The organism is Paracoccus versutus (genome assembly GCF_029909795.1).
GTDB lineage: Bacteria > Pseudomonadota > Alphaproteobacteria > Rhodobacterales > Rhodobacteraceae > Paracoccus > Paracoccus versutus.
Genome location: NZ_CP038196.1, coordinates 1,858,134 through 1,874,630, shown reverse-complemented (window position 1 = coordinate 1,874,630; position 16,497 = coordinate 1,858,134). Strand labels below are relative to the sequence as shown.

Annotated in this window: 19 protein-coding genes; 8 read left to right on the top strand and 11 right to left on the bottom strand. The window is 68.5% G+C overall.

The annotated features are described in order from the left end of the window. Nucleotides 1-82 precede the first annotated feature (82 nt). Nucleotides 83-568, bottom strand: coding sequence for a GNAT family N-acetyltransferase (locus E3U25_RS09250; protein WP_166435478.1), 486 nt, complete (start codon nt 566-568; stop codon nt 83-85). Nucleotides 569-677: 109 nt separating this feature from the next. Then, nucleotides 678-2,822: a methylmalonyl-CoA mutase gene (gene scpA / locus E3U25_RS09245; RefSeq protein ID WP_072462995.1), complete on the bottom strand. Its 2,145-nt coding sequence runs from the start codon at nt 2,820-2,822 to the stop codon at nt 678-680. Between the two features lie 57 nt (nt 2,823-2,879). Here scpA and E3U25_RS09240 point away from each other — a divergent pair, with 57 nt between their 5' ends. Together E3U25_RS09240 and E3U25_RS09235 are read left to right on the top strand one after the other, a co-directional pair. Next, a complete protein-coding gene (locus E3U25_RS09240) occupies nt 2,880-3,407 on the top strand; it encodes a DUF4174 domain-containing protein (protein ID WP_036756322.1) in 528 nt (175 codons plus the stop codon). A gap of 102 nt (nt 3,408-3,509) precedes the next feature. Next, nucleotides 3,510-3,701 (top strand): hypothetical protein, encoded by a 192-nt coding sequence (locus E3U25_RS09235; RefSeq protein ID WP_036756324.1) that lies wholly within the window; start codon nt 3,510-3,512, stop codon nt 3,699-3,701. On the opposite strand, the gene E3U25_RS09230 is transcribed toward E3U25_RS09235, so the two are convergent. The 8 genes from E3U25_RS09230 to E3U25_RS09195 form a co-directional block, all read right to left on the bottom strand. Further along, nucleotides 3,667-4,329, bottom strand: a complete 663-nt coding sequence (locus tag E3U25_RS09230) for a hypothetical protein (protein WP_036756327.1) — start codon at nt 4,327-4,329, stop codon at nt 3,667-3,669. The two genes, E3U25_RS09235 and E3U25_RS09230, sit on opposite strands and share 35 nt — an antisense overlap. 49 nt (nt 4,330-4,378) lie before the next feature. After that, complete coding sequence (locus E3U25_RS09225) at nt 4,379-6,436, bottom strand: acetyl-CoA carboxylase biotin carboxylase subunit (protein WP_116220571.1); 2,058 nt, start codon at nt 6,434-6,436, stop codon at nt 4,379-4,381. A gap of 117 nt (nt 6,437-6,553) precedes the next feature. Further along, nucleotides 6,554-6,766: a hypothetical protein gene (locus E3U25_RS09220; RefSeq protein WP_036756331.1), complete on the bottom strand. Its 213-nt coding sequence runs from the start codon at nt 6,764-6,766 to the stop codon at nt 6,554-6,556. A 66-nt stretch (nt 6,767-6,832) separates the two neighbouring features. After that, on the bottom strand, nt 6,833-7,078 hold the full coding sequence (locus E3U25_RS09215) for a hypothetical protein (RefSeq protein ID WP_011749921.1): 246 nt from the start codon (nt 7,076-7,078) through the stop codon (nt 6,833-6,835). Nucleotides 7,079-7,223: 145 nt separating this feature from the next. Beyond that, nucleotides 7,224-7,637 (bottom strand): hypothetical protein, encoded by a 414-nt coding sequence (locus E3U25_RS09210; RefSeq protein WP_114538029.1) that lies wholly within the window; start codon nt 7,635-7,637, stop codon nt 7,224-7,226. A gap of 93 nt (nt 7,638-7,730) precedes the next feature. Next, the gene (locus E3U25_RS09205; protein WP_255469682.1) at nt 7,731-7,862 is read right to left on the bottom strand and encodes a hypothetical protein; all 132 of its coding nucleotides are present in this window, start codon (nt 7,860-7,862) and stop codon (nt 7,731-7,733) included. A 196-nt stretch (nt 7,863-8,058) separates the two neighbouring features. Beyond that, nucleotides 8,059-8,712 (bottom strand): DUF6497 family protein, encoded by a 654-nt coding sequence (locus tag E3U25_RS09200; protein WP_116220572.1) that lies wholly within the window; start codon nt 8,710-8,712, stop codon nt 8,059-8,061. A 24-nt stretch (nt 8,713-8,736) separates the two neighbouring features. Further along, nucleotides 8,737-10,269, bottom strand: a complete 1,533-nt coding sequence (locus E3U25_RS09195) for an acyl-CoA carboxylase subunit beta (protein WP_072462991.1) — start codon at nt 10,267-10,269, stop codon at nt 8,737-8,739. A 159-nt stretch (nt 10,270-10,428) separates the two neighbouring features. Here E3U25_RS09195 and alr point away from each other — a divergent pair, with 159 nt between their 5' ends. The 6 genes from alr to E3U25_RS09165 all read left to right on the top strand — a co-directional run bounded on the left by alr (nt 10,429) and on the right by E3U25_RS09165 (nt 15,596). After that, a complete protein-coding gene (gene alr, locus E3U25_RS09190) occupies nt 10,429-11,448 on the top strand; it encodes an alanine racemase (protein WP_072462990.1) in 1,020 nt (339 codons plus the stop codon). Continuing rightward, a complete protein-coding gene (locus E3U25_RS09185; protein WP_116221653.1) occupies nt 11,445-12,203 on the top strand; it encodes an MlaE family ABC transporter permease in 759 nt (252 codons plus the stop codon). The genes alr and E3U25_RS09185 overlap by 4 nt, the downstream gene beginning before the upstream one ends. After that, nucleotides 12,203-12,940 carry an ABC transporter ATP-binding protein gene (locus tag E3U25_RS09180; protein WP_116220573.1) on the top strand — a complete coding sequence of 246 codons (738 nt, stop codon included), beginning with the start codon at nt 12,203-12,205 and terminating at the stop codon, nt 12,938-12,940. The genes E3U25_RS09185 and E3U25_RS09180 overlap by 1 nt, the downstream gene beginning before the upstream one ends. Nucleotides 12,941-13,055: 115 nt before the next feature. After that, nucleotides 13,056-14,153 carry a PhoH family protein gene (locus E3U25_RS09175; protein ID WP_036756350.1) on the top strand — a complete coding sequence of 366 codons (1,098 nt, stop codon included), beginning with the start codon at nt 13,056-13,058 and terminating at the stop codon, nt 14,151-14,153. Beyond that, nucleotides 14,146-14,670 (top strand): rRNA maturation RNase YbeY, encoded by a 525-nt coding sequence (gene ybeY / locus E3U25_RS09170; protein ID WP_072462988.1) that lies wholly within the window; start codon nt 14,146-14,148, stop codon nt 14,668-14,670. Before E3U25_RS09175 ends, ybeY begins: the two co-directional genes overlap by 8 nt. Further along, the gene (locus E3U25_RS09165) at nt 14,667-15,596 is read left to right on the top strand and encodes a CBS domain-containing protein (protein ID WP_036756353.1); all 930 of its coding nucleotides are present in this window, start codon (nt 14,667-14,669) and stop codon (nt 15,594-15,596) included. Before ybeY ends, E3U25_RS09165 begins: the two co-directional genes overlap by 4 nt. Nucleotides 15,597-15,602: 6 nt before the next feature. Here the strand turns inward: E3U25_RS09165 and E3U25_RS09160 are convergent, their stop codons facing one another. Further along, complete coding sequence (locus E3U25_RS09160) at nt 15,603-16,412, bottom strand: GNAT family N-acetyltransferase (protein WP_116220574.1); 810 nt, start codon at nt 16,410-16,412, stop codon at nt 15,603-15,605. Between the last annotated feature and the right edge of the window lie 85 nt (nt 16,413-16,497).

Here is a 16,497-nt window from a genome sequence, read left to right as displayed (position 1 = left end):
TGCCTGCCCCTGCCGTCGTCCATCCTGTCCCCGCGCTGCCGGGCACGAGTTTTCCATAGCGCCCGGCCGCAGGCAAGCCGGGTCAGAGGATCTTTTGCAGCAGCACCAGGTCCAGCCAGCGGCCGAACTTGCGCCCCGCCTGCGGCACCAGCCCGACCTGGCGATAGCCGATGGCGCGGTGAAAGGCGAGGCCGGCGCCGTTCTCGGCCGAGACGGCGGCGATCATGCCATGCGCGCCCCCGGCGCGGGCGTGATCCTCCAGCGCCGCCATCAGCGCCCGGCCGACCCCGCGCCCGCGCGCGGCGGGGGACAGGATCACGGTATGCTCCATGCAATGGGCATAGCCGTTGCCGGCGCGAAACTGGTCATAGCTCGCCAGCCCCAGGACCGCGCCCGCCTCTTCGGCGACCAGGAACGCCCGCCCGGCGGCCCGGCGGCCGGCGATCATCCGCGCCAGCCCCTCTGCCGTCCTCTCCTCGCTGGAAAAGGTGATCGTGGTCTCGCGGATCAGCGGGTTCCAGAACGCCAGGATCGCCGGAATGTCCCCCTCGGCAACAGGACGCAGCATCATTGCCGGGCCTCCCTCCCCGCGCCGCCCATCGGGCAAGGGCCGCGCGCTTCTTCGTTCCCCAAATACCCATGCGGCCGCGACGCCGGGCGCCCCGGCCGCAGGCTTGTCATGCCGCCCGCGCCGCGCGGATCAGGCCCAGGATGTCGCGCGCCGCCGCGGGGATGTTGGTCCCCGGCCCGAAGATCGCCTTCACGCCGGCTTTCTTCAGGAAATCGTAGTCCTGCTGCGGGATCACGCCGCCGCAGATCACGATGATGTCGCCCGCGCCCTGCTCCTTCAGCGCCGCGATCAGCTTGGGCGCCAGGGTCTTGTGGCCCGCCGCCTGCGAGGAAATCCCCACCACATGCACGTCGTTGTCGATGGCGTCCTGCGCCGCTTCCTCGGGGGTCTGGAACAGCGGCCCCACGTCGACGTCGAAGCCGATGTCGGCGAAGGCGGTGGCGATCACCTTGGCGCCGCGGTCGTGGCCGTCCTGGCCCATCTTGACCACCAGCATGCGCGGGCGGCGACCTTCCTCCTCGGCGAAGGCCTCGACGTCGCGCTGGATCTGCGCGAAACCGTCGTCGCCCTCATAGGCGGCGCCATAGACGCCGGCCAGGGTCTTGACCTCGGCGCGGTGGCGGCCGAATTCCTTTTCCATCGCCATGCTGATCTCTCCCACAGAAGCGCGCGCTCGCGCGGCTTCGACCGCGGCTTCCAGCAGGTTGCCGCCTTCCTTCGCCCGGCGCGACAGTTCGGCCAGCGCCGCCTGGCATTTCGCCTCGTCCCGCGTCTCGCGCATCTTGTGCAGCCGCGCGATCTGGGCGTCGCGCACCTTCATGTTGTCGATGTCGAGGATGTCGATCGGATCCTCCTTGGCCAGGCGATACTTGTTCACGCCGACGATCACCTCCTCGCCGCGGTCGATCTGGGCCTGGCGGCGGGCCGCCGTCTCCTCGATGCGCAGCTTGGGCATCCCCGAGGCGACGGCCTTGGTCATGCCGCCCATGGCCTCGACCTCCTCGATCAGCGCCCAGGCCTTCTCGGCCAGCTGCGCGGTCAGGCTCTCGACGTAATAGCTGCCCGCCAGCGGATCGACGACATGGGTGATGCCGGTTTCCTCCTGCAGGATCAGCTGGGTGTTGCGGGCGATGCGGGCGCTGAACTCGGTCGGCAGCGCGATGGCCTCGTCCAGCGCGTTGGTGTGCAGCGACTGCGTGCCCCCCAGCGCCGCTGCCATCGCCTCATAGGCGGTGCGGACCACGTTGTTGTAGGGATCCTGCTCTTGCAGGCTGACGCCCGAGGTCTGGCAATGCGTGCGCAGCATCAGGCTGCCCGGCTTCTTGGGGTCGAATTCCTTCATGATCCGCGTCCACAGCAGGCGGGCGGCGCGCAGCTTGGCCGCCTCCATGAAGAAGTTCATGCCGATGGCGAAGAAGAAGGACAGCCGCCCGGCGAACTGGTCCACGTCCATGCCGGCCTTCAGCGCGGCGCGCACGTATTCGCGCCCGTCGGCCAGCGTATAGGCCAGCTCCTGCACCAGGTTCGCCCCCGCCTCCTGCATGTGATAGCCCGAGATCGAGATCGAGTTGAACTTGGGCATCTCGTTCGAGGTGTATTCGATGATGTCCGCGATGATCCGCATCGAGGGCTCGGGCGGATAGATATAGGTGTTGCGGACCATGAACTCCTTGAGGATGTCGTTCTGGATCGTGCCCGACAGCACGGCGCGGGAATGGCCCTGTTCCTCGCCGGTGACGATGAAATTCGCCAGGATTGGGATCACCGCGCCGTTCATGGTCATCGAGACCGACACCTTGTCCAGCGGGATGCCGTCGAACAGGATCTTCATGTCCTCGACGCTGTCGATGGCGACGCCGGCCTTGCCCACGTCGCCCTCGACGCGGGGGTGGTCGCTGTCATAGCCGCGGTGCGTCGCCAGGTCGAAGGCGACCGAGACGCCCTGCTGCCCGGCGGCCAGCGCCTTGCGATAGAAGGCGTTCGATTCCTCGGCCGTCGAGAAGCCGGCATATTGCCGGATGGTCCAGGGCCGGCCGGCATACATGGTGGCGCGCGGGCCGCGGGTGAAGGGCTCGATGCCGGGCAGGCTGCCCAGGTGATCCAGGCTCTTCACGTCCGCCTCGGTGTAAAGCGGCTTGACCTCGATCCCCTCCAGCGTGTGCCAGGTCAGGCTGTCGGGATCGGCGCCTTTCAGCTCCTTGCTGGCGAGCCGGCGCCATTCATCGAGGGCGGCTTTCGTGCTTTCGGTCATCTTGCATCCTTTCCCATGGCCCCTCGGCTCTTATATGAATGAGGAGAAGAGGGGGCGATGAAACTGAAACGGTTGATTTTGCTGGTCGTGGTGCCGCTGGTGGCGGCGATGGGTCCAAGGCCCGAAGGCGAGGCCGACGGCCATCGCCCATATGTCCGCGGCGAAGTGCCCGCCGCGCGCAGCGAGACGGGGACGCCCGCGCGTCCCGAAACGCCTGCGGGCGAATTGACGGTGCTGCCCGCCGCCGAGGCCGATCCGGCCGAGTTCAGGTGGCAGGCCCGGCCGGTGGTGATCTTTGCCGATACCGCCGCCGATCCGGCCTTCATCGAGCAGCTGGCCGCCTTGCAGCGCGACCCGGCGCCGCTGATCGCCCGCGACGTGGTGGTCGTCACCGATACCGAGCCGGCGGCGGCAAGCATCTGGCGCCGGCAATTGCGCCCCGAGGGGTTTTCGCTGGTGCTGATGGACAAGGACGGCCAGGTCAAGCAGCGCAAGCCCGTGCCCTGGTCGGTGCGCGAGATCACGCGGGCCATCGACAAGTTCCCGCTGCGCCTGCAGGAAATCGGCCGCGCCGGCCTGCCGTAACGCGGCATGGCGAAAATCGCAGCGATTCCGTTGCGGGACGGCCGCCCAGGCATTATCTTGGGGGCAGGGCCGCACGGATGCCCGGTGACAAGGAGAAGCTCGATGGCCAAAACGCCCTTGCTGCGCGCGACGGAAGAACCCGCCCCGGCGACGGTGTCCGGCCAGCCCAAGCCGGGCCCGGTCGCGGCCTCGCTGGCCGAGCGGCTGGCCCGTGCCCGCACCGCCAATGAGATGGCCATCATCGTCGGTCTGAAACCCATCAAAGGCCGCTCCGGTCCGAAGATCGCCTACTGAGGCGGTCGCGCAGTTCCGCCAATTCGCCGGGCAGGGCGGCGGCGATGCGCCCGGCGCTCGTCCGTTCCTCCTGTTGCAGCAATTCCTGAACCGCCCGCTCGCCGCCGAAGATGCTGGCCATGAGCAGCCGCATCGCCTCGTGCCCGGTCTCGCGCGCCGCTTCGGTCAGTCCCAGGTAATCCCCGAACATCTCGACCGCGCGGGCCGCGTCCTTCCTGGCTTGGCTGCGGATCGCCTCGGCAAAGGCGGCCATGACGGAAAGCTGCCGGTAATAGGTCACGACCGGGTCGATGACCGAGGCCGGAAGGACATGCACCTCGTCGAGGATGGCGGCAAAGATCCGGTCGTTGGCCTGGGTCGGGATCACCGGCACCCGGCCGCTGTCGCGCAGGCTGTCCAGCAGCCGCTGCGCCTCGTCCTCGTCCAGCCGCTGCGCTTCCAGCGCCACGACATGGGCGCGGATCTCGGCCAGCAGCGCGCGCTGCACGTCGCCGACCCGCTCGGCGCGCAGCTTGGCGTCGCGCCGGCGGTTCTGGAAGGCGACGACCCACCAGCCCGCGGCGATGAACAGCCCGGCGATCAACGCCTGCTGCGCATGGGGGCTGAGATAGTCGTCCAGAAGCGGCATGGTTCCCGATCCTCGTGCCGGGCGCTGGCGGGCGCCCGGCGGTTTTCCGTCACTCGAACTCGATGATCACGTCATCGACCTTGAGGCTTTCGCCCGGCTTGGCGTTCACGGATTTCACCACGGCCTTCTTTTCGGCGCGCAGGATGTTTTCCATCTTCATCGCCTCGACCGTGGCCAGCGCCTGGCCTTCCTGCACCTCGTCCCCGGCCTCGACATTGATCCTGACCACTAGGCCCGGCATCGGGCAAAGCAGGAATTTCGAGGTGTCGGGCGGCAGCTTCTCGGGCATCAGCCGCGCCAGCTCGGCGGCGCGCGGACGGCGGACATAGGTCTTGAGGTCGGCGCCGCGCACCCGCAGCCGGAAGCCCGAGGGCAGGCGATCCACCTTCATCACCAGGGGGGCACCGTCGACCGACAGCCGCGCCAGCGACTGGCCGGGCAGCCAGTCGCTTTCGACCCGCAGCTTGCGCCCGTCGATCTCGACCGTCGAGCCCTGGCGGTCGGCGGTGATGCGCACCGGGATCTCCTTGCCGGCGACGAAGACGACCCAATGCTCGCCCACATGGCGTTCATGGTTGTCGAGCCGCCCCGAGATGCGGGTGCGGCGGATCTCCGCCACGCGATGCATGGCCGCGGCCGAGGCGGCGACGCGGGTGATCTCGGCCTCGGGCAGGGTCGCGCCCAGGAAGCCGTCGGGATATTCCTCGGCGATGAAGGCCGTGGAAATGTCGCCCGAGACGAATTTCGGGTGGTCCATCACCGCCGACAGGAAGGGCAGGTTGTGGCCGATGCCCTCGACCTCGAACTCGTCCAGCGCCAGGCGCATCTGCTCGATGGCCTCGGCCCGGCTGGGCGCCCAGGTGCAGAGCTTGGCGATCATCGGGTCGTAATACATGCTGATCTCGCCGCCCTCGTAGACGCCGGTATCGTTGCGCACCCCGGTCGCGGCCGCCGGCGGGTGGTCGCCGGGATGGGCGGGCACCCAGGTGTCGGCGGCCTGCATCGGGCCGGCCGCGGTCTCGGCCGGCGGGCGATAGCGGGTCAGCCGCCCGATCGAGGGCAGGAAGTTGCGATAGGGATCCTCGGCGTAAAGCCGGCTTTCGATGGCCCAGCCGTTGATCTTCAGGTCCGCCTGCGCAAAGGGCAGCGGCTCGCCCGCGGCGATGCGGATCATCTGCTCGACCAGGTCGATGCCGGTGATCAGTTCCGTCACCGGATGCTCGACCTGCAGGCGGGTGTTCATTTCCAGGAAGTAGAAGTTCTTCTGCGCATCGACGATGAACTCGACCGTGCCGGCCGAGGTGTAGCCCACCGCCTTGGCCAGCGCGCAGGCCTGCTCGCCCATGGCCTTGCGCGTCGCCTCGTCCAGGAAGGGCGAGGGCGCCTCCTCGATCACCTTCTGGTTGCGGCGCTGGATCGAGCATTCGCGCTCGTGCAGATAGACGCAATTGCCGTGCTTGTCGGCCAGCACCTGGATCTCGATATGCCGGGGCTGGGTGACGAATTTCTCGATGAAGATGCGGTCGTCGCCAAAGCTGTTCGCCGCCTCGTTCTTCGAGGATTCGAAGCCCTCGCGCGCCTCCTGGTCGTTCCAGGCGATGCGCATGCCCTTGCCGCCGCCGCCGGCGCTGGCCTTGATCATCACCGGATAGCCGATCTGGCCCGAGATCTTCACCGCCTCGTCGGCATCGGCGATCAGGCCCATGTAGCCCGGAACCGTGCTGACCCCGGCCTCCTGCGCCAGTTTCTTCGAGGTGATCTTGTCGCCCATCGCCTCGATGGCGGGTGAGGGCGGGCCGATGAAGGTGACGCCTTCCTTCTCCAGCGCCTCGGCGAATTTCATGTTCTCGGACAGGAAGCCATAGCCGGGATGCACCGCCTCGGCGCCGGTCCGGCGGATCGCCTCCATGATCTTGTCGATCACGATATAGGACTGGTTCGCGGGCGGCGGGCCGATGTGGATCGCCTCGTCGGCCATCTTGACATGCAGCGCATTGCGGTCGGCGTCGGAATAGACGGCGACGGTCTGGATGCCCATCTTCTTGGCGGTCTTGATGACCCGGCAGGCGATCTCGCCCCGGTTGGCGATCAGGATTTTCTTGAACATGCTTCTTTCCCTTGGGGCAGATCCCGAACGTGAAAAAGCCGCCCCGGCAGGCTGCCGGGACGGCTGGAAAAAGGCTGGGCCGGCGCGCGCGGGCGCGCCGTCAGCGTGGCGAAGGCGTTATTGGCAAAGCCGCACGTCGTCGCAAAGCGCACCGGCGACGGCGCCGATCGCCGCGCCCTTGGCGACATCATGGCCGCCCACATGGGCAGCGGTTGCGCCGACACCGGCACCGATGATGCCGCGGTCCATGTCGGTCGGATTGATGCCTTGGGTGCAGCCGGCCAGGCCGAACAGGCCCAGCCCAAGCACGAGGACGAGTTTCTTGGACATCTCGTTTGCTCCGGGATGCGGGCGGTGGCGCGAGCCGTCGGTGCAGCGCCTGCCGCCCTGTTGAAATCAGTAGCGGCGCTGGCAGACGCCGGCGTCGTCGCAAAGCGCACCGCCCGCGGCGCCGATGAGCGCGCCGGTGGCCACGTCACCGTCGATGATCTTTGCCACGGCCGCACCGGCCAGCGCGCCGCCGGCCGCGCGCTGCGCGTCGGGCGAAAGGGTCGAGCCGCCGCCATAGCCCTGTTCGCAGGCGGCAAGGCCGGCGACCAGCAGGACCGCGCCGGAAAGACGAAGGATGACGGATTTTTGCATAGCGTTTTGCCTGTATTATGGACCCGCTTCCGGGCCGTTGGTGATAGAGGTGCGCACAATATTGCACGCGCCAACCCCGGAAGAAACTGACAACGGTGTGAAAAGACAAGACTACGCGGCAATCCGCCCATCCTTCGGCCGGCCATCAGTCTTCGTCCTCGTCGTCCCAGTCGTCCTCGTCCCAGCCGGCATCGTCCCAGTCGAACTCGGGGGCGTCCTGGGCGAAAAGCTCGGGAAAGCTTGCCTCGGCGCGCTTCATGTCGACGCGCAGCAGCTGGTCGTAATCGGTGGGATCAAGCTTGCCGACCGCGATCACCTCGCGGCCGATCAGCCAGGACAGCCGCCCGGCATCCAGGTTGCCGCGGGCAAAGGGTTCCTCGCCGAAATGCTGGATCAAGGCCGCCAGGAAGGCGGTATCGGCGCGGCGGTCGGCCGGCTTGCGGTCGCGATAGCGCTCGCGCCGGACCAGGGGTGTCGCGCCTTTCTTGTTGGCGCGGCGGATGATGAACTGGAAATCGGTGCCGGGAAGGCGGCCCGGAAAGCCGCGATGCTTCAGCATGTCTTGCCCCCTTGCAGGATTGCGTTGTCGCGCGGGGGCCGGGCGGAACGCAGATGGCGCGGGCCGCCAGGCAGCCCGCGCGCGGCCAATGGCTTAGTTGGCGCCGTATTTGCCCTGGAAAACAGGCTCGGGCTGGACCGGAATCGGGGCGACTTCCGGCTCTTTCTTGGCGCAGGCTGCGGCGAGGCCGACCAGGACGAGGGCGAGTGCAAGCTTTTTCGACATGTCGTCGTGCTCCTGTGATGCGGGACCGACAAGTCCCGACTGCTCGGTTGAGATTCGGCCGCCTCATGCGACCGCGGCGGCATGATAGCCAGCGCCGCGAAGCGCCGACAGGCGCGTTGAGGCCGCAGTCGTGCGGGTGCCTGGCGCTGTGGCAGGCTTGCATCAGGGTGGCAAAGGGCAGGCATCACCGCAGACATCACCACGGCTCCCATTCGCAGGCGTTGCGGTCGGGCGGCAGGCCGAACGCCTCGAAGACCTGCACCGCCTCGGGGTCGAAGGCGCCAAAGGGGATCTCGCGGTCGGCCAGGCTGATGACGATCTGGCTGGGCCGCGGCGCGGGGGCGGCGATGCGGGGCAGGGCCCAGTTCTCGCACAGCCAGACGATGTCCTCATGCACCGGATCCTGGGCCAGCACATCGGGCGCGGCGGGCAGGACCGGGGCGCCGACCAGGGCGTCGGCGGCCTCTTCGTCGGCCGGGTCGGGAAGGTCCGCCTGGGCCAGATCCTCCAGCGTGGCCGGGTCGATCAGCCCGTCATCGGCCTCGTCCTCCCAGGCCTCGTCGCTTTCGGTGTCGATCTCGATCGGCGCGCGCGCCTCGTCCGGCGCAAAGTCCGAGGCGGGACCGACGGTCGCGGGCACGCGCTGCGCCAGGTCGGGCATGACGAAGCGAAAGCGATAGGTCAGGCCCATGCCGCCGGAATTGTCGTGGCGGGTCTCCAGCCAGCGCACCACCGCGCCCGAGGGCAGGGTGATATCCGCCCCCGGCTCTTGCGCGAGGGCGGCGCCGGCCAACCCGGCCAGAACGGCCGAGGGCACCAGCGCAAGGCCGATCACCGCAACTCCCGACATGTTTCCTCCCTCGGTCTCCCGCCGTTACAGCGGGATGTTGTCGTGCTTCTTCCAGGGGTTCGACAGCTTCTTGCCGCGCAGGCTGGCAAAGGCGCGCGCGACGCGGCGGCGGGTCGAATGCGGCTGGATCACCTCGTCGATGAAGCCTTTCTCGGCGGCGACGAAGGGATTGGCAAAGCGGTCTTCGTAATCCTTGGTGCGGTTGGCGATCTTGTCGGTATCGCCCAGCTCGCTGCGATACAGGATCTCGACCGCGCCCTTGGCGCCCATCACCGCGATTTCCGCCGTGGGCCAGGCATAGTTGAAATCGCCGCGCAGGTGCTTGGAGGCCATGACGTCATAGGCCCCGCCATAGGCCTTGCGGGTGATGACGGTCACTTTCGGCACCGTCGCCTCGCCATAGGCAAAGAGCAGCTTGGCGCCATGCTTGATGACGCCGCCATATTCCTGCCCGGTGCCCGGCAGGAAGCCCGGCACGTCCACGAAGGTCAGGATCGGGATCTCGAAGGCGTCGCAGAAGCGCACGAAGCGCGCCGCCTTGCGGCTGGAATCGATGTCGAGGCAGCCGGCCAGCACCATCGGCTGGTTGGCGACGACGCCGACGGTCTGGCCCTCGATGCGGATGAAGCCGGTGATGATATTGGCGGCGAAATCCTTTTGGATCTCGTAGAAATCGCCCTCGTCCGCGACCTTCAGGATCAGCTCCTTCATGTCGTAGGGCTGGTTCGGGTTGTCGGGGATCAGCGTGTCGAGGCTGGATTCGACGCGGGCCGGGTCGTCGAAGAACGGCCGGCTCGGCGCCTTTTCGCGGTTGTTGAGCGGCAGGAAGTCGACCAGACGGCGGATTTCCGACATGGCCTCGACGTCGTTTTCGAAGGCGCCGTCGGCGACCGAGCTTTTCTTGGTATGGGTCGAGGCGCCGCCCAACTGTTCGGCCGTCACCACCTCGTTCGTCACCGTCTTGACCACGTCCGGGCCGGTCACGAACATGTAGCTGGTGTCCTTGACCATGAAGATGAAGTCGGTCATCGCCGGCGAATAGACCGCGCCGCCGGCGCAGGGGCCCATGATGACGCTGATCTGCGGCACCACGCCCGAGGCCATGATGTTGCGCTGGAACACGTCGGCATAGCCGGCAAGGCTGGCCACGCCCTCCTGGATCCGCGCGCCGCCGGAATCGTTCAGCCCAATCACCGGCGCGCCGTTCTGCACCGCCATGTCCATGATCTTGCAGATCTTCTGCGCATGGGTTTCCGACAGCGAGCCGCCGAAGACGGTGAAGTCCTGCGAGAACACATAGACCATGCGGCCGTTGATCGTGCCCCAGCCGGTGACGACGCCGTCGCCATAGGGACGATCCTCCTCCATGCCGAAATCGGTCGAGCGGTGGCGGACGAACATGTCGAATTCCTCGAACGACCCCTCGTCCAGCAACAGCTCGAGCCGCTCGCGCGCGGTCAGCTTGCCGCGGGCGTGCTGGGCGTCGATGCGCCGCTGCCCGCCGCCCAGCCGCGCATCGCGGCGGCGCGATTCCAGTTCGCCCAGGATGTCCTTCATGAGCCGTCTCCCTTTCCGGTTTGGCGCAAACTACCGGCTTGGCGCGGGTGCGGGAAGCGGAAAGGCGAATATTTGCAAAATATGCTAGATAATTTCTCTGCAAACAGCAAAATTGCTAAAACCCTTGACGCGGGCAAGGGCAAGAGCCATGCCGCTGCCATGGGACTCGTCATTGATCTTGCGGCCGTCGTGGCCAATTGGAAAGCGCTCGCGGCCAAGGCCCAGGGCGCGCGGGCGGCGGCGGTGGTCAAGGCCGACGCCTATGGTCTGGGCGCGGATCGCGTGGCCCCGGCGCTTTACGCGGCGGGGGCGCGGGATTTCTTCGTGGCGCTGGCCGGCGAGGGGCGGGCGATCCGGCCGCTTTTGCCCGAGGATGCGCGCATCTTCGTGCTGTCGGGCCATATGGAGGGCGCGGACCTGGCCGGGCTGATCCCGCTGCTGAACAGTCCCGAGCAGTTCTTCCGCGACCGGGCGCTGCGGCCGCGCGGGCCTTTCGGCATCCAGCTGGACAGCGGCATGAACCGGCTGGGGATCGAGCCCGGCGAATGGGCCGCCATCCGCACCGAGGCCCTGGCGGCCGGCCCGGCGCTGATCATGTCGCACCTGGCCTGCGCCGACGAGCCGGACCATGCGGCCAATGCCCAGCAACTCGCCGCCTTCCGCGCCATGACCGAGGGCGTGGCCGTGCCGCGCTCGCTGGCCGCGACGGGGGGCATCCTGCTGGGGCCGGACTATCATTTCGACCTGGTGCGGCCGGGCATCGGGCTTTACGGCGGCGAGCCGTTCGGCGATGCGCAGCCCGTGGTCACGCTGGCCTTGCCGGTGATCCAGACGCGCGAGGTGCGCCCCGGCGAATCCGTGGGCTACGGCTATGCCTGGACGGCCGCGCGGCCGTCGCGGGTGGCGACGGTGGCGGCGGGCTATGCCGACGGGCTGGCGCGGGCCCTGGCGCGGGACGGCAAGCTGACGCTCTGGTCGGGCGAGCGCGCCTGCCCGGTGATCGGCCGCATCTCGATGGACCTGATCACCGTCGACGTGACCGACCTGCCCGACGTGCCCCCGGCGCTGGAGATCCTGAACGCGCGGCAGGGCGTGGACGCCCTGGCGGCGCTGTCGGGCACCATCGGATACGAGATCCTGACCTCGCTGGGCCGGCGCTACGAGCGTCGTTGGCTGTGAACCCGGCCCGGCCGACCGGCAGGGCGGTGATCGGTCTGACCCGGCTGACCGGGCGGGTGACGATCTTTGCCCTGCGCGGCCTGGCCGGCATCGGGCAGCATCCGGCGGAACTGGCGCGGCAGGTCATGCAGATCGGCTGGCTGTCGCTGCCGGTGGTCGGGCTGACGGCGCTGTTCACCGGCGCGGCGCTGGCCTTGCAGATCCATTCCGGGGGCGAGCGCTTCCAGGCCGGCGACGTGGTGCCGGCCATCGTCGCCATCGGCATGGCGCGCGAGCTTGGCCCGGTCCTGGGCGGGCTGATGGTCGCGGCCCGCGTCGCCAGCGCCATCGCCGCCGAACTGGGCACCATGCGCGTGACCGAACAGATCGATGCGCTGGTGACGCTGTCCACCGATCCCATGGGCTGGCTGGTCTCGCCCCGGCTGTGGGCGGCGCTGCTGTGCGTGCCGGTGCTGGTCGGCGTGGGCGACGTGATCGGCATCATGGGCGGCTGGCTGATCGGGGTGAATGCGCTGGGGTTCAACTCGGCGATCTACCTGTCCAATTCCTGGGCCTATCTGGAAAGCTGGGACGTGGTCTCGGGCCTGCTGAAGGGCGCCGTGTTCGGGCTGATCGTGGCGCTGTCGGGCTGCTGGTTCGGCATGACGGCGGCGGGCGGTGCCGCGGGCGTCGGACGGGCTACGACCAATGCCGTGGTCGCCGCCTCGGTCGGCATCCTGGCTGCGAATTTCGCGCTGACGGGGCTGTTCTTCTGATGCTGGCGGTGCGGGGGATTTGCAAAGCCTATGGCGCCAAGCGGGTGCTGGACGGGGTCGAGCTGGATCTGGCCCAGGGCGAAAGCCTGGTGGTGATCGGCGGCTCGGGCACCGGGAAATCGGTGCTTTTGCGCTGCATCCTGGGGCTGGAGACGCCCGATGCCGGCACGGTCTTGTGGCAGGGCCAGCCGCTGGCCGGCCGGCGCGCCGCCTTCATGGAGGGCTTCGGCATGCTGTTCCAGAACGCGGCGCTGTTCGACAGCCTGCCGGTCTGGCGCAATGTCGCCTTTCGCCTGCTGCGGACCATGCCCAAGGCGCGCGCCCGCGCCATTGCCATCGAAAAGCTGGCCCGCGTCGGCCTGGGCCCCGAGGTGGCGGATCTTTACCCGGCGGAACTCTCGGGCGGGATGCGCAAGCGCGCCGGGCTGGCCCGCGCCATCGCCGCCGACCCGAAGGTGATCTTCTTCGACGAGCCGACGACCGGGCTGGACCCGATCCGGGCCGCGGCGATCAATGCGCTGATCCGCGGCATCGTCGACGAGACCGGCGCCACCGCCATCACAATCACCCATGACATGAGCTCGGTGCGCGCCATCGCCGACCGGGTGGCGCTGTTGGATCGCGGACGGGTCCGCTGGCAGGGAGGGGTGGCGGAAATGGACGCGGCCGAGGACGATTACCTGCGTGATTTCGTCGCAGGGCGCGCCCGGCCCATGGCGCGCGGGCCGCAGGCGTGATGTCCGTTTTTTCGCCGAATCGACGGCAAATCCGAAACTGCGGGCCCGCCCCCCTTGTGCGAATCCCGCTCAGTTGCAACCATGAGTTACTGAGAACCCCACCTCGGAGACGAATTTGGGTCTGACCCCTACGCATCCCGCGACCGCGACCCCCGGCGAAACCCTGCTGGAATTTCACGACAACCGGCTGCTGATCGACCTCTGCGGCCCGCATGACCGCTATCTCGCGCGGATCGAGGAGGCGCTGAAGGTGCATATCCTGCGACGCGGCAACCTTCTGTCCGTCGTGGGTCCGGTCGAGGCCCAGGCCGAGGCGGCGCAGGTGCTGCGCGCGCTTTACGCCCGGCTGGAGCAGGGCCGCCCGGTCGAGATGGCCGAGGTCGAGGCGGCGCTGCGCATGGGGGCCGAGACGGTGGTCGACGGCCCCAGCCCGGCCGAGCAGCTGGAGATGTTCCAGACCGGCCCGATCGAGCTGCGCACCCGCAAGAAGACCGTCGAGCCGCGCACCGATGCGCAAAAGGACTATGTCCGCGCGCTGTTCGCCAACGAGCTGGCCTTCGGCATCGGCCCGGCCGGCACCGGCAAGACCTATCTGGCGGTGGCCGTGGGCGTGACCATGCTGATCGGCGGCCATGTGGATCGCATCATCCTGTCGCGCCCCGCCGTCGAGGCGGGCGAGCGGCTGGGCTTCCTGCCCGGCGACATGAAGGAAAAGGTCGATCCCTACATGCAGCCGCTCTATGACGCGCTGAACGACTTCCTGCCGGCCAAGCAGGTGCAGAAGCTGATGGAGGAAAAGCGCATCGAGATCGCGCCCCTGGCCTTCATGCGCGGCCGCACGCTGTCGAACAGCTTCGTGGTGCTGGACGAGGCGCAGAACGCCACCACCATGCAGATGAAGATGTTCCTGACCCGGCTGGGCGAGGGCTCGCGCATGGTCGTCACCGGCGACCGCACCCAGATCGACCTGCCGCGCGGCGTGCATTCCGGCCTGGTCGAGGCCGAAAAGATCCTCAAGGACATCAAGGGCATCAGCTTCAGCTATTTCACCGCCAAGGACGTGGTGCGCCATACGCTGGTCGCCCGCATCATCGAGGCCTATGACGCCGAGGCCGAGGCGGCGCTGGCCCGCGGCGAGATCTTCGACGAGCGCGGCCAGCGCATACCGCGGCGCGAGCCGCGGCTGGCCTCGGGGGGGCAGGGCGATGCCTGACAGCGCCGATGCGCCCGACGAGGCGCTGGAGATCGTCGACATCGTGCTGGAGGACGACCGCTGGGAGGACGCCGGCCTGCCCGCCATGGCCGAGCGCGCGGCGCGCGCGGTCGGCGAATGGCTGGATCTGGGCGCGTTCCAGATCGTCGTCATGGGCTGCGACGATGCCCGCATCGCCGCGCTGAACGCCGAGTTCCGCGGCAAGCCCAAGCCGACCAACGTGCTGAGCTGGCCCGCGGTCGAGTTCGATGCGCGCCTGCCCGGCGCCCATCCCGAACCGCCCGAAGTCGAGGAACTGGGCGACATCGCCATCGCCTACGACACCTGCCTGCGCGAGGCCGAGGCGCAGGGCAAGCCCTTCGCCGATCACGCCATGCATCTGCTGGTCCATGCCATGCTGCATCTTGCAGGCTATGACCATATCGACGACGAGGATGCCGAAACCATGGAGGATGCCGAACGCTCGATCCTGGGCAAGCTGGGCATCCCCGACCCTTACCTGGAACATGAGACATGACCAACGACCGAAGTCCCGACACGCCCGTTTCCGCCGAACCCGCCTCATGGGCGGATGGCACAGGCGGGGACGGGCGTGACCTGCCGCAATCGCGCGGCTTTCTGGGGCGCATCCTGGGCGCATTCGGCGGCGGCGAGGCCGAGCCGGCCGGCGCCGAGGCCCGCGACAGGGGCCCTGCCGCCCCGCCGGCGGGCGTTCCGGGGATGGTCAACCTGCGGCGGATGCGCGTCGACGACGTGGCCGTGCCCAAGGCCGAGATCGTCGCCGCGCCGGTCACGGCCACCCTGCCCGAACTGGTCGAGATGTTCCGCGAACACGGCTTTTCCCGCATCCCGGTGTTTCGCGGCACGCTGGACAGTCCGCTGGGGCTGATCCACCTGAAGGATCTGGCGCTGAAATACGGCTTCGGCGCCAAGGCTCCGGTCAAGTTCGCGCTGCGCCCGATGCTGCGGCCGCTGCTTTACGTGCCGCCCTCGATGCCGATCGGCGTTCTGCTGCAGCAGATGCAGCAGAAGCGGATCCACATGGCGCTGGTGATCGACGAATATGGCGGGGTGGACGGGCTCGTCACCATCGAGGACCTGATCGAACAGGTCATCGGCGAGATCGAGGACGAGCATGACGAGATCGAAGGCGGCCTGGTGATCCAGGAACAGCCCGGCCAATGGCTGATCCAGGCCCGCGCCGCGCTGGAGGATGTCGAGGCCCAGACCGGCCTGCGCCTGGCCACCGACGAGGAAGAGGAAGAGATCGACACGCTGGGCGGGCTGATCTTCATGCTGACCGGCCGCGTGCCGGTGCGCGGCGAGGTGATCCCGCATGAAAGCGGCGCCGAGTTCGAGATCATCGACGCCGATCCGCGCCGGGTCAAGCGGGTGCGGCTGCGGTTGCCGCAACCCGAGCCGCCACCCCCGGCCGAAGGCTGAGCCGGCTCAGAGCCCGGCGAAGGCCGGCGCATGGACGATGCGGCTGCCTGCGGGCAGCCGCGGCCCCAGCGCCATCAGATGCGGCCCGGCATAGGGCGATTCCAGGTCGGCCGGGACAAAGCCGAAGCGGCGGTAATAGGCCGGATCGCCCAGCACCACGATGGTATGGTCGTCGAATGCCGCCAGGGCGGCGCGGACCAGCGCCGTGCCGATGCCGCGCGACTGCACGGCGGGATGCACCGCCAGCGGCGCCAGCGCCAGGGCCGGCCCCTCGGCCGCCAGCGGCGACAGGGCGATATGGCCGATCACCGTGCCCTCGGCCTCGGCCACCAGCGACAGCGCAAGGTCGCCGGCCCCGCGTAGGGCCTCGACCAGCCGCGCCTCGGCCGGGCCGTCGAAGGCGCGCGCCAGCAGGTCGGCCACCGCGGCGCGGTCATGCGCCAGTTCGGCCCGGATGCGCGGCAGGGGATCGCTGCGGGTGAAATCGCGCCCGATGCCATGGCTCTCGCGGCCCCAGCGGCTATGTTCCAGCCGGGCACGATGCGCTTCGAAAGCCTCGTCGTCGGCGTAAAGCTCGTTTAGTTCCCAGACCAGCGGATCCTCGGACTGCCACAGGTCGAAGCGCAGGTTGCCGGGTTCGGCCCGGCTCAGCGCGACATGCTCGGTCAGCAGGTCCATGGCCAGCATCATCTGGGCCGCATCCTTGCAGATCAGCCGGCCGGTCAGCGAGACCAGCGGTTTTTCCAGGGGGATCTCCTCGCCGCCCAGGATGGGCGGGGGGGCGTGGTTGTGGTTCTGTCCGCAGGCGCAACTCATGGCAAGATCCTCGTCGTGAACGGGCCGCAACAATGGACGACGGCGGCTTCCCGCGGCCGGAACCGTTAGCAGCGATAACCTTATC